The sequence below is a fragment of the Actinoplanes sp. CA-252034 genome (genome assembly GCF_050956125.1).
GTDB lineage: Bacteria > Actinomycetota > Actinomycetes > Mycobacteriales > Micromonosporaceae > Actinoplanes.
Map to the genome: position 1 here is coordinate 299,291 of NZ_CP191846.1, position 13,134 is coordinate 312,424.

General features: G+C 68.0%; 12 protein-coding genes. 11 read left to right on the plus strand and 1 reads right to left on the minus strand.

Annotation, left to right across the window (positions count from 1 at the left end):
• Positions 1–8: 8 nt before the first annotated feature.
• The 11 genes from nuoH to ACQPZW_RS01450 all read left to right on the plus strand — a co-directional run bounded on the left by nuoH (position 9) and on the right by ACQPZW_RS01450 (position 11,930).
• On the plus strand, positions 9–1,379 hold the full coding sequence (nuoH, locus tag ACQPZW_RS01400; protein WP_433797380.1) for an NADH-quinone oxidoreductase subunit NuoH: 1,371 nt from the start codon (positions 9–11) through the stop codon (positions 1,377–1,379).
• A 1-nt stretch (position 1,380) separates the two neighbouring features.
• Positions 1,381–1,956, plus strand: a complete 576-nt coding sequence (gene nuoI, locus ACQPZW_RS01405) for an NADH-quinone oxidoreductase subunit NuoI (protein ID WP_433793037.1) — start codon at positions 1,381–1,383, stop codon at positions 1,954–1,956.
• Positions 1,953–2,696 carry an NADH-quinone oxidoreductase subunit J gene (locus ACQPZW_RS01410; RefSeq protein ID WP_433793038.1) on the plus strand — a complete coding sequence of 248 codons (744 nt, stop codon included), beginning with the start codon at positions 1,953–1,955 and terminating at the stop codon, positions 2,694–2,696. The genes nuoI and ACQPZW_RS01410 overlap by 4 nt, the downstream gene beginning before the upstream one ends.
• Positions 2,693–2,992 carry an NADH-quinone oxidoreductase subunit NuoK gene (gene nuoK / locus ACQPZW_RS01415; protein WP_093620071.1) on the plus strand — a complete coding sequence of 100 codons (300 nt, stop codon included), beginning with the start codon at positions 2,693–2,695 and terminating at the stop codon, positions 2,990–2,992. The genes ACQPZW_RS01410 and nuoK overlap by 4 nt, the downstream gene beginning before the upstream one ends.
• A gap of 11 nt (positions 2,993–3,003) precedes the next feature.
• A complete protein-coding gene (gene nuoL / locus ACQPZW_RS01420; protein ID WP_433793039.1) occupies positions 3,004–4,923 on the plus strand; it encodes an NADH-quinone oxidoreductase subunit L in 1,920 nt (639 codons plus the stop codon).
• A complete protein-coding gene (locus ACQPZW_RS01425) occupies positions 4,920–6,461 on the plus strand; it encodes an NADH-quinone oxidoreductase subunit M (RefSeq protein ID WP_433793040.1) in 1,542 nt (513 codons plus the stop codon). The genes nuoL and ACQPZW_RS01425 overlap by 4 nt, the downstream gene beginning before the upstream one ends.
• A gap of 2 nt (positions 6,462–6,463) precedes the next feature.
• Entirely contained in the window at positions 6,464–7,996 is a 1,533-nt protein-coding gene (nuoN, locus tag ACQPZW_RS01430; RefSeq protein WP_433793041.1) for an NADH-quinone oxidoreductase subunit NuoN, read from the plus strand.
• A gap of 84 nt (positions 7,997–8,080) precedes the next feature.
• A complete protein-coding gene (locus tag ACQPZW_RS01435) occupies positions 8,081–8,995 on the plus strand; it encodes a pyridoxamine 5'-phosphate oxidase family protein (protein ID WP_433793042.1) in 915 nt (304 codons plus the stop codon).
• Positions 8,996–9,155: 160 nt separating this feature from the next.
• Positions 9,156–10,115, plus strand: coding sequence for a polyprenyl synthetase family protein (locus ACQPZW_RS01440; RefSeq protein ID WP_433797381.1), 960 nt, complete (start codon positions 9,156–9,158; stop codon positions 10,113–10,115).
• 224 nt (positions 10,116–10,339) lie between these two features.
• Positions 10,340–11,134: an IclR family transcriptional regulator gene (locus ACQPZW_RS01445; protein ID WP_360322183.1), complete on the plus strand. Its 795-nt coding sequence runs from the start codon at positions 10,340–10,342 to the stop codon at positions 11,132–11,134.
• 127 nt (positions 11,135–11,261) lie between these two features.
• The gene (locus ACQPZW_RS01450; protein ID WP_433793043.1) at positions 11,262–11,930 is read left to right on the plus strand and encodes an anti-sigma factor family protein; all 669 of its coding nucleotides are present in this window, start codon (positions 11,262–11,264) and stop codon (positions 11,928–11,930) included.
• A gap of 225 nt (positions 11,931–12,155) precedes the next feature.
• On the opposite strand, the gene rarD is transcribed toward ACQPZW_RS01450, so the two are convergent.
• A complete protein-coding gene (gene rarD / locus ACQPZW_RS01455) occupies positions 12,156–13,064 on the minus strand; it encodes an EamA family transporter RarD (protein WP_433797382.1) in 909 nt (302 codons plus the stop codon).
• Positions 13,065–13,134 lie beyond the last annotated feature (70 nt).

Here is a 13,134-nt window from a genome sequence, read left to right on the forward strand (position 1 = left end):
CGTTCGTGATGGCGGCGACCGCTGTCGACCCGACTCTCGAGAACTTCGAGAACGAGGTCTGGTGGATCGTCCTGATCAAATTGCTCGGCCTGTTCGTCCTGCTCCTGCTCCTGACGCTCTTCACGATCGTCTACGAGCGGAAGGTCGTGGCCCGGATGGCGGTCCGGCCGGGCCCCAACCAGGTCGGCTGGTTCGGCAGTCTGCAGAGCCTCATGGACGGCCTGAAACTGCCGTTCAAGGAGGAGATCATCCCGAAGACCGCCGACAAGGTGGTCTACTTCATCGCCCCGGTGATCTCGGCGACGGTGGCGTTCACCGCGTTCGCGGTCATCCCGTTCGGCGGCGTCGTCAACATGTTCGGGCAGCAGACCCCACTGCAGCTCGCCGACGTACCGGTCTCGGTGCTGGTGCTGCTGGCCTGCTCGTCGATGGCGGTCTACGGCGTGGTGCTGGCGGGCTGGGCGTCCGGCTCGACCTACCCGCTGCTCGGCGGCTTGCGATCGAGTGCGCAGATGATCTCGTATGAGGTCGCGATGGGTCTGTCGATCGTGGCGGTGTTCATGACCGCCGGCACGATGAGCACCTCGCAGATCGTCGCGGCGCAGGCCGCCGGTGATCCGGTGGAGCTCTTCGGCTTCGAGGTGACCGCCCCCGGCTGGTACGCGGTGCAGCTCCTGCCGAGCTTCATCATCTACCTGATCGCGGCGGTCGGTGAGACCAACCGTGCGCCGTTCGACCTGCCCGAGGCGGAGTCCGAGCTGGTCGGCGGCTTCCACACGGAGTACTCGTCGTTCAAGTTCGCGCTGTTCTTCCTGGCCGAGTACATCAACATGATCACCGTCTCGGCCTTCGCGACCACGCTCTTCCTGGGCGGCTGGCGGGCTCCGGCCCCGATCACCACGTTCTGGGAGGGAGCCAACTCCGGCTACTGGCCGATGCTCTGGTTCTTCGGCAAGGTGCTGATCCTGCTCTTCGGCTTCATCTGGCTGCGGGCCACGCTGCCCCGGATGCGCTACGACCAGTTCATGCGCTTCGGCTGGAAGGTCCTCATCCCGGTCAACCTGGTGTGGATCCTGTTCCTGGCGTTCTTCAAGGTCGCCCGCAGCGGTGCCATCTCGGACACCACCCGCTGGGTCACCACCGGTGTCGTGGCGGTGCTCGTCCTGGGCATCGCCTGGGGCTGGCCGTCGCCGAAGAAACCCAAGCAGCTCTCCATCGAGGAGGAGCTGCACCAGCGGCCGCCGGGCAGTTTCCCGGTTCCGCCGATGGACCTGCAGGTCCCGCCGAGTCCCCGCGCCCGCCGTGCCGTGGCCGAACGCGCCCCGGCCACCGTCCCCGCCTCGGCGGACGGCGACGAGCCCGAAACGAAGGAGGTGTGACGTGGGTACGTTCACCGGTTCCTTCAAAGGGTTCGGCGTGACCTTCGCGCACATGTTCCGCAAGGTGATCACCACCGACTACCCGTTCTCCCCGCCGAAGCCGGCGCCGCGCTACCACGGGCGGCACATTCTCAACCGGCACCCGGACGGCCTGGAGAAGTGCATCGGCTGCGAGCTGTGTGCCTGGGCCTGCCCGGCCGACGCGATCTACGTCGAGGGCGGCGACAACACCGACGACCAGCGGTTCTCGCCGGGCGAGCGGTACGCGAAGATCTACCAGATCAACTACGCGCGGTGCATCTTCTGCGGTCTGTGCATCGAGGCCTGCCCGACCCGTTCGCTGACCATGAGCAACGAGTACGAGCTGGCCCGCGACAGTCGCCAGGATCTGATCTTCACGAAGAAGGAGCTCCTGGCCCCGCTCCTGGAGGGCATGGAGCAGCCGCCGCACCCGATGCGCCTGGGCGAGACCGACCGCGACTACTACGTCGGCGCGCTCACCAACCCGGGCACCTCGATCGGCGCGGAGAAGGCCCCGCTCTACCAGGAGCCTCTCGCTCAGGAGGTCGACGAATGAACGCCGTCTCCACCGGCGAGCAGGTCGCCTTCTGGATCCTCGGCTCGCTGGCCGTGATCGGGGCGCTCGGCATGGTGCTGGCCCGCAACGCGGTGCACTCCGCGCTCTGGCTGGTCGTCACGATGCTGAACCTCGGGTTCTTCTACGTGATCAACTCGGCGCCGTTCCTGGGCTTCGTGCAGATCATCGTCTACACCGGCGCGATCATGATGCTGTTCCTGTTCGTGCTGATGCTGGTCGGCCGGGACGCCTCGGACTCGCTGATCGAGACCCTGCGCGGTCAGCGGATCGCCGCGGTCGTGCTGGGTGTGGCCTTCGCCGCGCTGATCGGCACCGGTCTGGCCCGCGCCCTCGGCTCCACCTTCACCGTCGGCCTGGACAAGGCCAACGCGAACGGCAACGTCGAGGGCCTGGCCTCGCTCCTGTTCACCAAGTACGTCTTCGCCTTCGAGGTCACCTCGGCCCTGCTGATCACGGCCGCGGTCGGCGCCATGATCCTGGCGCACGTCGAGAAGGCCAAGGAGGACAAGCGTGACCAGGTGACCCGGATGAAGGAGCGCTTCCGGCCGGGCAACTACCCCGGTCCGAAGCCCGGCCCCGGCATCTACGCGAACACCATGTCGGTGGCCGCGCCGGCCCGTCTGCCGGACGGCAACGGCGCCGAGCGGAGCATCTCGCCGATCCTGCCGGTCCGCGAGTTGACCCAGGCCGAGGTCGCGCCGAAGGGAACCGAGAAGTGACTCCCGATTACTACCTGGTGTTGTCGGCCATCCTGTTCACCATCGGCGCCGCCGGGGTGCTCGTCCGCCGCAACGCGATCGTCCTGTTCATGTGCATCGAGTTGATGCTCAACGCCGCCAACCTCGCGCTGATCACCTTCAGCCGGATCAACGGCGGCCTGGACGGCCAGATCATCTCGTTCTTCGTGATGGTCGTCGCCGCGGCCGAGGTCGTGGTCGGCCTCGCCATCATCATGTCGATCTTCCGTACGCGACGCTCGGCGAGTGTCGACGACGCGAACCTCCTGAAGTACTGAAGGGGCATTTCGTGGAACACACATTCGCCCCGGCGACGGGAGTGCTGAGCAACATCTGGTTGCTCGTGGCCATCCCGCTGGCCAGCGCGACGATCCTGCTACTGCTCGGCAAACGGGCCGACAGGTGGGGGCACTGGCTCGGCGTGGCCTCGGTGGCAGCGTCGTTCGTACTCGGGCTGATCTTCTTCTTCAATCTCTCCGGTCTGGACGCCGCGAAGCGGTCCGCTGAGCTGAGCCTCTGGGACTTCATCGTCGTCGGTGACCTGAAGGTCGACTTCGGGTTGCTCTTCGACCCGCTGGCCGGCGTCTTCGTCCTGCTGATCACCGGTGTCGGCTCGCTGATCCACCTGTACGCGGTCGGGTACATGGAGCACGACCCCGGGCGCCGGAAGTTCTTCGCCTACTTCAACCTGTTCGTCTCGGCGATGCTTCTGCTGGTCCTGGGCAACAACTACGTGATGCTGTACTTCGGCTGGGAGGGCGTCGGTCTGGCGTCGTACCTGCTGATCTCGTTCTGGTACACCAAGCCGTCGGCAGCGACCGCCGGTAAGAAGGCGTTTCTGATGAACCGGGTCGGCGACGCCGGCCTGGCGATCGGCATCTTCCTGATGTTCACCGAGCTGGGCACCACCCAGTACGACGGCGTCTTCAACGGCGTCGACTCGCTGGCCGCCGGAACCATCCTGGTGATGGGCATCCTGCTGCTGCTCGGTGCCTGCGGCAAGTCCGGCCAGTTCCCGCTGCAGGCCTGGCTCCCGGACGCCATGGAGGGCCCGACCCCGGTCTCCGCGCTCATCCACGCGGCGACCATGGTCACCGCCGGCGTCTACCTGATCGCCCGCTCCAACCCGATCTTCTCGGCGAACTCCACGCTGCAGCTGATCGTGGTCAGCATCGGCGCGATCACCCTGCTGATGGGCTGTCTCATCGGCGCGGCCAAGGACGACATCAAGCGCATCCTGGCCTGGTCGACGGTCTCCCAGATCGGCTACATGTTCCTCGGCGTCGGGCTCGGCGGCGGGGCGTACGCCCTGGCGATCATCCACCTGCTGGCGCACGGCTTCTTCAAGGCCAACATGTTCCTCGGGGCCGGCTCGGTCATGCACGGGATGCACGACCAGGTCGACATCCGGCGGTTCGGTGGCCTGTCGAAGCACATGAAGATCACCTGGCTGACCTTCGGCACCGGCTGGCTCGCGATCATCGGCATCTGGCCGCTCTCCGGCTTCTTCACGAAGGAGCCGATCATCGCGGCGGCGTTCGTGGGCGAAGGATGGCGGCCGTGGGTCTTCGGCGGCGCCGCGATGCTGGGCGCCGGCCTGACCGCCTTCTACATGACCCGGCTCTTCGTGCTCACGTTCCACGGTCCGGCACGCTGGACCGAGGACAACCAGCACCCGCACGAGTCTCCGGCGATCATGACGATTCCGCTGATCCTGCTCGCGATCGGCTCGGTCGGCGCCGGCTTCCTGCTGGCCACCAGCGTGCCGGAATGGCTGACACCGGTTCTCGGTGAGCACGGCGAGGAGGCGCACGGTGTGCTGTCGCACACCGTCATCACCATCCTGTCGCTGCTGGTCACGGTGATCGGCGCGGGCCTGGCCTGGGCGCTGTTCCGCAACGGCACGGCGCTCGAGCCGGAGCCCGCCGGCGTGCTGGTCACCGCGGCGCGGCGCAACCTCTACACCGACGCGTTCAACGAGGCGGTGTTCGAGCGTCCCGGCATCTACCTGACCCGGGCGCTCGTCTTCCTCGACAACAAGGGGATCGACGGCGTGGTCAACGGCATCGCCGCCGGCATCGGCGGTGGTTCCGGCAGGCTGCGGCGGCTCCAGACCGGATTCGTCCGGTCGTACGCGCTGTCGATGCTCACCGGCGCCATGCTCGTGGTCGGCGCCTTCCTCGCGATCCAGCTGGGGTGGTTGGCGTGACGAACTTCCCGTTCCTTTCCGTTCTCACCCTCCTGCCCCTGGTCGGGGCACTGGTGGTGGCCTTCATCCCGCGGACCAAGGCTGAGCTGGCCAAGATGGTCGCGCTGGGCTGGTCCGTGCTCGTCCTGGTGCTGAGCGTCTTCATGTGGGTCGCCTGGACCGTCAAGGACGGCCCGCGGTTCCAGTTCCGGGAGTCGTACACCTGGATCCCGGCGTGGGGCGCCAACTTCACCTTCGCCGCCGACGGCATCGCGCTCGTCATGCTGATGCTGATCGCCGTCCTGTTCCCGGTCGTCATCCTCGCGTCCTGGAACGACGTCGACCAGAGCACCCGGTCGGCCCCGGCCTACTTCGCGCTGCTGCTGTCCTTCGAGTTCACGATGATCGGGGTGTTCGCCGCGGCGGACATCTTCCTGTTCTACGTGTTCTTCGAGATCATGCTGATCCCGATGTACTTCATCATCGGGTCGTTCGGCAGCGGCCAGAAGCAGTACGCGGCCGTCAAGTTCTTCCTCTACAGCCTGGTCGGCGGCCTCTTCATGCTGGCCTCGGTGATCGGCCTGTGGGTGCTCGGCGGGAAGACCTTCGACTTCACCGAGCTGGCCAAGGCGACCGCTTCGATCGACCAGAACACCGCACGCTGGCTGTTCCTCGGCTTCTTCGTGGCGTTCGCGATCAAGGCGCCGTTCTTCCCGTTCCACACCTGGCTGCCGGACTCCGGTGGTGCGGCTCCGGCCGGCGCCGCGGCGCTGCTGGTCGGCGTGATGGACAAGGTCGGCACGTTCGGCATCCTGCGTTACTGCCTCTCGCTCTTCCCCGAGGCGTCGCGCTGGTTCGCCCCTGCCGCCATGGCCCTCGCGGTGATAGGCATCATCTACGCGGCCCTGCTCGCGGTCGGCCAGAACGACCTCAAGCGCCTGGTGTCGTACACCTCGATCGCGCACTTCGGTTTCATCGGCATCGGCATCTTCGCCTTCACCACCCAGGCGGGGACCGGCGCGGTGCTCTACATGGTCAACCACGGCCTGGCCACCGGCCTGCTGTTCATCGTGGTCGGCATGTTCGTGGCCCGGCGCGGGTCATCGCTGGTCAGTGACTTCGGTGGGGCCGGCAAGCTGATGCCGGTGCTGGCCGGGGTGCTGTTCTTCGCCGGTCTCGCCTCGCTGGCGCTGCCCGGCACGGCCCCGTTCGTCAGTGAGTTCCTGGTCCTGATCGGCACCTTCAGCACCAACAAGGGGTACGCCGTGGTGGCGACCCTGGGCATCGTGCTGGCCGCGGCGTACGTGCTGTGGATGATCCAGCGGACCACCCAGGGCACCCTGAACCCGGCCCTCACCGAGGTGCCGGCGATGTCGAAGGACATCACCCTGCGCGAGAAGGTGGTCGTCGCGCCGCTGATCGCGCTCCTGCTGGTGCTCGGTTTCTACCCGAAGCCGGTCACCGACGTGATCAACCCCGCCGTTGAGGCGACCATGCTCGACGTCGGCGTGAAAGACCCGGTTCCCACGGTGGAAGCCGGCGGAAAGGTGGGCGGCTGATCATGGAACCGTTGAAACTGCCCCCGATCGACTACGGGGCCATGCTCCCGATGCTGATCCTCTTCGGCGCGGCGTGCCTCGGCGTGCTCGTCGAGGTGGTCGTCCCGCGCCGGGCGCGCAACGCGGTCCAGCTTTCGCTGTCGCTGATCGCCGTGGTGGCGTCGCTGGTCGCCGTGGTGCTGGAGCGTGGCACCCGGACGATCACCATCGGCGGGGCGGTCGCCGTGGACGGGCCGACCCTGTTCCTGCAGGGCGCGATCCTGGTGCTCGGCGGGATGTCGCTGATGCTGATCGGCGAGCGCTCGATCGAGCGGGGCGGCGTGTTCGTCTCGCAGGCCGCGGTCACCGTCGGTTCCCAGCGGGACGCCCAGCAGGCCAGCAGCCAGCCCGGCGCCACCGAGGTGTACCCGTTGAGCGTCTTCGCGCTCGGCGGCATGCTCCTCTTCGTGGCGGCGAACGACCTGCTCACCATGTTCGTGGCGCTGGAGGTCTTCTCGCTGCCGCTCTACCTGCTGTGCGCGCTGGCCCGTCGCCGGCGGCTGCTCAGCCAGGAGGCCGCGCTCAAGTACTTCCTGCTCGGCTCGTACGCCTCGGCGTTCTTCCTGTTCGGGGTGGCCTTCATCTACGGCTTCGCCGGCGGGATCCAGCTCAGTGTCGTGCACGAGGCGGTCGCCAACCCGCAGCGCAGCCAGGTGCTGCTCTACGTGGGCCTGGCGATGGTCTCGATCGGCCTGCTCTTCAAGGCGGCGCTCGCCCCGTTCCACGTGTGGACGCCGGATGTCTACCAGGGCGCGCCCACGCCGATCACCGCGTTCATGGCGGCCTGTACCAAGGTCGCCGCGTTCGGGGCCCTGCTGCGTGTGCTCTACGTGGCGTTCGAGGGGGCGCGCTGGGACTTCCAGCCGGTCCTCGGCAGCATCGCGGTGCTCACCATGTTCATCGGCGCGATCCTGGCGGTCACCCAGACCGACCTGAAGCGCCTGCTGGCCTACTCGTCGATCGCGAACGCCGGATACCTCATGGTGGGTGTCCTCGCGCTCAACGACGAGGGCCTCAGCAGCACGATGTTCTACCTGGTGGCGTACGGCTTCTCGGTGCTCGCGGCGTTCGCGATCATCAGCCTGGTGCGCGACCCCGACGGCGAGGCCACCCACCTGTCCAAGTGGGCCGGCATCGGCCGGAAGAGTCCACTGCTCGCCGGGATCTTCACGTTCATCCTGCTCGCCTTCGCCGGCATCCCGCTGACCAGCGGCTTCACCAGCAAGTTCGCGGTGTTCGGCGCGGCCGTCGAGGGTGGCCAGACGTGGCTGGTGATCTTCGGCGTGATCACGAGCATGCTGCTGGCGTTCCCGTACCTGCGGGTCGTCGTGCTGATGTGGCTGTCCGAGCCGGGGGAGTCCACCCCGGCGGTCTCCATCCCGGGCTTCCTCACCTCGGCGGTGCTGGCTCTGGGCGTCATCGTGACCGTGGCGCTCGGTGTCGTGCCGGCTCCGCTGATCGAGTTGACCAAGGAGGCGGCGGAGTTCGTCCGCTGATTCTGATCAGAACGGGAAGGCCTCGGCGACAGCCGGGGCCTTCCCGTTCATCGGTTGTCGATCGTGCGCGTCTAACCTGGCGTCGTGTCTGATCCGACCGTTTTCAACGAGACCCTCCAGGCCTACCGGACGTGCGAGCTCGCGACCCTGACCGGGAACGGGGCACCGGTCGCCTGGCCGACCTCCGGCCTGGTCCGCCCGGACGGCACGATCCTGCTCACCACCTCGCTGGGCTTCCCCCAGAAGGCGCTCAACGTCCGGCGGGACGGGCGGGTGGCCCTGCTCTTCTCCAACCCCACCGCGAGCGGTCTGGAACAGCCCGGGCAGATTCTGGTACGGGGTGAGGCGATCTGCCCCGACGAGATCCACGTGAAGCCCGAGGGCGACCTGGAGGCGTTCTGGGAGCTACTGCTGGAGCGGCAGCCCTCCTCGCAGTCCTACCTGGACTGGCCGATGACGGCGATGACCGATTTCTACTACATGCGCCTGCTGATCACGGTCACTCCCACGGAGATCGTGGAACGGCCCCTGCCCGTCCCCGCCCGCTCCAAGGTGACGTCCCTGCTCGGCGCCGAGGTGCTCGCCGGCTTCGATTCGGTGGTGCTGACCGCGGTCGACAAGGCCGGCGCCCCACTGCTCCTGCGGACCACGGTGAGCGTGGCATCCGAGGGGTACCGCGTCGACGTGCCCGAGGACGTGCCGGTCGCCGAAGGGCCGGCCGGGTTGCTCGTGCACCGGCACGACGACAGGCTGTGGAACCTCTACAACGCGAGCGTGCGGGGCGAGCTGGTCGCCGACGGCACCGGCTGGCTGCTCAAACCGGACCGTCTCGTCGAGCCCGGTGCCCGGCACCGGGGGAGCCCGCTCGACCAGCTCCGCGTCCTGCGGGAGACGAGGGCGGCCACCAAGCGATACCTCGAGCGCCGTGGACTGGCCCGTCCGGTGATCCCGTGGGCGGACTATCGGGCGATCCGGTCCCGTGTCCGAAACGGGGGCTGAGCGGCCGTACCCCTGCTGTCGGATTTTTGATCTTGTCGCGTGCCACCCTGGGACAGAAAGCGGTCGGGCGGTATGGCAAGGTGAATGTGTGGTGAGCACCGGTGATCTGACCCCGCGCGAACTCGCGCTGTCATCGCTGGGCCTCGACGTCGATCCCGCGATGGACGAGTCGGTGTCTGCGACGCTGGCCGCTGTGGAGGTTGCGCTGCGAGGCCATGTGGCCAGCGCGGACCCACTGGTGGCCGAGGCCGCGCGTCATCTGGCCGATGCCGGCGGCAAGCGGTTCCGCCCGCTTCTCGTTGCGCTCGGGGCGCAGTTCGGTGACCCGCGGTCTCCACAGATCGTCGATGCGGCGAATGTGGTGGAGCTGACCCACCTGGCCACGCTCTACCACGACGACGTCATGGACGAGGCGCTGGTGCGCCGTGGGGCGCCGAGCGCCAACGCGCGCTGGGGCAACTCGGTGGCCATCCTGGTCGGCGACTACCTCTTCGCCCAGGCCGCCGATCTGGCCGCCACGCTCGGCACCGAGGCGGTCCACCTCCAGGCGCAGACGTTCGCGCGGCTGGTGCACGGGCAGATCGCCGAGACGGTCGGCCCGCGCGGCACCGACCCGATCGACCACCACCTGCGCGTCATCACCGAGAAGACGGCGTCCCTGATCGCCACGGCGGCCCGCTTCGGTGGGCTGTTCTCCGGCGCGCGGCCGGAGTTCGTCGAGGCGCTCGCGGGCTACGGCGAGACCATCGGCATCGCCTTCCAGCTCTCCGACGATCTGCTCGACATCACCAGTGAGTCGGTCCAGTCGGGCAAGACGCCGGGGACCGATCTGCGCGAGGGCGTCCCCACGCTGCCGGTGCTCTACGCGCTGGCCGGCGACGACACCGACGCGTCCGCGGTCCGGTTGCGGGAGCTACTGTCGGCCGGCCCGATCACCGACGACGAGCTGCACGCCGAGGCGTTGACGCTGCTGCGCGACTCGGCGGCGATGAAACGGGCCCGCGAGACCGTCCGGTCCTACGCCGAGGAGGCGCGGGCCCGCCTGGCGCCGCTGCCGGCCGGCGAGGCCCGCCGGACGATGGAAGCGCTCTGCGACTTCATCGCCGACCGTACTAGCTGAGTCCTCCCCTCTTGCCGGGGTTCTCGTGACTCCGGTTATCGTGCCCTCTCGCCCCCGCTCGCCCATGTTTGCGTAGGGCAAAGCGGGCATTACGGAATTTCTCCACTGCGGACAGTTCCCGTGGTCGCACGCGCTGTGCAAATCGACCGTGATCCACTCCTGTTTGGCATTCCGTCCGAGGCCGATTGTTCATATGGTGTAAGTCCCTGGCCTCGGAGGTAGCTGTGCGTGACCCCCTAGCGGAGCCGTCAGATCTCATCCGGAGCGTTTCGCGTGCCCTGCGCGTGCTCGAGTCCGTGGGCCGGGCTCCGCGCGGACTCACCGTGAAACAGATCGCCCGTCGATGCGAGCTGACCGTCGCGACGACCTATCACCTCGTGCGGACACTGGCCTACGAGGGCTACGTGATCCGCCGCGAGGACGGGACGTACATCGTCGGGCTGGAGATCGCCGATCGATACCGTGAGCTGGTCTCCGCCTTCCGCGGGCCGCCGGCCGTCGGTGAGGCCCTGCGCCGGGCCGCCGTCGACAGTGGATACAGCCACTACCTCGGCCGCTTCGTCGGCGGGCGGATAGCGGTCACCGCCTCCGCCGAGGGCGCCCGATCACCGTTCCTCGACGATGTGGCGCCCGGCTTCGACGAGGGCGGCCATGCCACCGCGCTCGGCAAGGCGCTGCTCGCCACGCTCACCCCCGACCAGCGGTCCCGCTACCTCCGTGACTACGGGATGCGGGCGTTCACCCCGGCCACCCTCACCACACCGGAGGCGCTCGAGGCCGATCTGGCCGCCGGAGAGCGCCGGGGCATGCAGATCGAGATGGGCCAGTTCCGCCAAGGCCTCGCCTCCGCCGCCGTGGTCGTCGTCGCCGATCGAGACATGGAGCGCCGGCTCGTCCTGGCCTGCTCGATGCCCGCCGCAGAGATGCTGACCTCGGCACGAGTGGTCCGGGCGAAGCTCACCGCGGCCGCTCGCAACGTCGCCGAAGCCCTGTCCGGAGGCGAGTCCGCAACCGCCTGAAAGGGTGGTCGCTCTCCGAATCGGGGCCGCCACGGTTTGAGGTGGAGGTTTAAGGAGTCGTTGAACCTTAGAGCGCTCCGCCGCGTACCAGAGACCGGGAGAAGTGACCCGGTTGGAGGCGGTACGAATGCGATGCGAGGACGGGCACGACGACGCCGCCTACGTCCTTGGCGCGCTGTCGCCGATCGAACGGGCCGCCTACGAACGTCACCTGGCGACATGCTCGTTCTGCCGGGAGGCGGTCGCTGATCTGGCCCTCGTGCCGGACATGCTCGACCGGCTCGACGCCGACGAGTTCGCCAAGCTCCTCGACCCCAGCCTGTCGAACCTGTCCAGGCCCGCGCATGCGCCGTCGATCAAGAAGGTACGTGCCCGGCCCATCCGGATCGTCAGCTCGATCGCGGCCCTCGTGCTGTTCCTGACCATCGGGGGCGGGCTGGCCTACTGGGGGTTGAACGCGGGTGACACGGCCAACCCGCCACCCGGGCCGTCGACAGCGATGACGAAGGTCGACCCCGCGTCGCCGATCGCGGCCACCGTACGGATCACCAGCACCGGGGCCGGCAGCCGGGTCGAGATGGAATGCTCCTACAGCGAGTCGGCCAAACCGTACACGTTCCGGCTCATCGCCTACGGGCCTGACGAGCAGACCGAACAGCTCGGGTCGTGGCTGGCCCAGCCCGGCAAGAGATTCCAGATGCCGGCCGCCACACACTTCACCCAGGGCAGCCTGTCGCGGCTCGAACTGGTCCGCTCCGACGACAAGGTGATGCTCGTCTACGAGCCGCAGAGCTAGACCGCTTCCGAGCCCTCAGACTTTCCGGCTTGCGGGTCACTCCCGGTCGTCGCGCTTCTTGTCGGCGGCTACCGTCATCGCGCTCCTTTGTGGGCGGCGACGTTCATTCTGTCCCTCCCGGGCGGCGACGTTATCCCGTCTCTCCATCCCGTCTTTTCATCCTGTCTCTCCCGGGTGGCGACGTTCGTCGCGCTTTGCTTGGGCGGCGATCGTTGGCGGGCTTCTTCAGGCGGCGACCGTTGCCGCGCGGGTTCGGGCCGCGGCCCGGGCGCTTCGGATGCCGTCCGCTGTGAAGACCAGCAGGGCGACCCAGACAAGGGCGAATCCGGCGAGCCGGGCCGGCGGCATCGGCTCGTGGTAGATCAGCAGGCCGACGGCGAGCTGCAGGCTCGGCGCAAGATACTGCAGGATGCCGAGGCCGGCCAGCGGCACCCGGTTGGCCGCGCCGGCGAACAGCAGCAGCGGGATCGCGGTGAGCACACCCGCCACCAGCATCAGCACGGTGTGGGTCAGCGAGACGTGGCCGAACTCCGCCTCCCCCGACAGATTGAGCCACGTCAGGAACGCCAGTGCGGGCAGCATCAGCACCGCCGACTCGACGAACAGGCCCTCGGCCGGCGGGAGCGACATCCGCTTCTTGATCAGGCCGTAGCAACCGAACGAGGCGGCCAGGGTCAGCGCGATGTACGGCAGACGACCGTAGTCGATCGCCAGGACCGCCACCGCCAGGCCGCCGATCCCGACCGCCACCCACTGCAGAGGACGCAGCCGCTCACCCAGCACCGTGACGCCGAGCACCACCACGAGCAGGGGCGTGATGAAGTAGCCGAGCGCCGTCTCCACCACACGGGACGAGTTGACCCCGTAGATGTAGGTGCCCCAGTTGATGCCGATCAGCACAGCCGCCAGGGTGACCCCGCCCAGCAGCCGTGGCGTGCGCACCAGCCGGCCCAGGAACCGCCAGTTGCGCATCACGGTGAGCAGCAGGGCCACGAAGAGGACCGACCACACCACCCGGTGGGCCAGGATCTCCAGCGGTGGCGAGGGGCGCAGCATCTTGAAGTAGATGGGGAAGAAGCCCCACATGATGTACGCGGCGAGGCCGTACAGATATCCACGCCGCTCTTCGCTCATGCCGCCGCTGCTCATGCCCCCACCGTAAGGGCGGGGGCATGTTTCGATCCTTGCAACTATGAAGCAGGTC